Annotated in this window: 2 protein-coding genes; both read left to right on the top strand. The window is 62.0% G+C overall.

The genetic code is table 11. From position 1 onward, the window contains the following. Window positions 1–392, top strand: a 392-nt coding sequence (locus GY725_03070; GenBank protein MCP4003157.1) for a DUF3782 domain-containing protein, incomplete at its 5' end; no start/stop codon positions are given. 178 nt (window positions 393–570) lie between these two features. Continuing rightward, window positions 571–732 (top strand): type II toxin-antitoxin system VapC family toxin, encoded by a 162-nt coding sequence (locus tag GY725_03065; GenBank protein ID MCP4003156.1) that lies wholly within the window; start codon window positions 571–573, stop codon window positions 730–732. Window positions 733–876 lie beyond the last annotated feature (144 nt).

Here is an 876-nt window from a genome sequence, read left to right as displayed (position 1 = left end):
TGGCGTTGCCATCGATCCGCGACATCCTCTATGAGAAGTTCGAGGTCGACGCCGTGGTCACTGACGCTCGTGCCCGCCGCAACGGTCACTCGTTGCAGATCGACGTCGTCGGCATTACCAATGGCGAGGTCAACGAGGTGTACCTCGTCGAGATCAAGAGCCGCCTGCGTGAGGAGTCCCTGCAACAGATACTCAAGCACCTGCGCAGTTTCGTCAGTTTCTTTCCGGAGCATCGGGGTAAAACTCTCTACGGTCTGCTGGCGGCAGTGGACGTCCCCGAGGAGTTCGAGAAGCGGGTTCTTTCGCAGGGGATCTATCTGGCCAAGATTCACGGCGACCTCTTCGAGCTCGTGACGCCGGTCGGTTTCGAGCCTCGGGGATTCCCCAGCTAGACAGGTCTCGGCCGGCTCTCAAGTCGAAGCTCCGCCAGCGCGTAGAGCGCGGCGAGTTGCTCGCGCTGGAGATCGAAGCAGAAGGCGTTTCCAGTCTCGCGGGGAAGTATCGCGACGATCCGACCCTCGCCGAGATCTGTGATGAAGCCTACCGGCTGAGGGATGCCGAGCCTCTCGGATGATCGCCTTTGACACCGATGTCTTGACCGGCATCCTGAGGGGCCGGGTCGGTCTCGTCGAGCGCGCTGCCGGAATCGCGGCCGATCAGCAGGCCGTACCGGTCATCGTGATCGAGGAGATCATGCGCGGTCGCCCGCCTGAATGTCATTCGTCGAGCTGAAGCCGGTAGGTCCAAGGTCCCCATCGACCGTTCCTACGAGCTCTTCGAGCGGACCCTTCAGTGACTTCCGGCGCATGCGAATCCTTTCGTATACCGCCGAGGCTGAAGCGGCGTACACGGCCTGGCGACAGCAGGGGATTCGCG

It is taken from the genome of bacterium, assembly GCA_024226335.1.
Lineage (GTDB): Bacteria > Myxococcota_A > UBA9160 > SZUA-336 > SZUA-336 > JAAELY01.
This window is presented reverse-complemented; position numbering and strand designations above follow the sequence as displayed.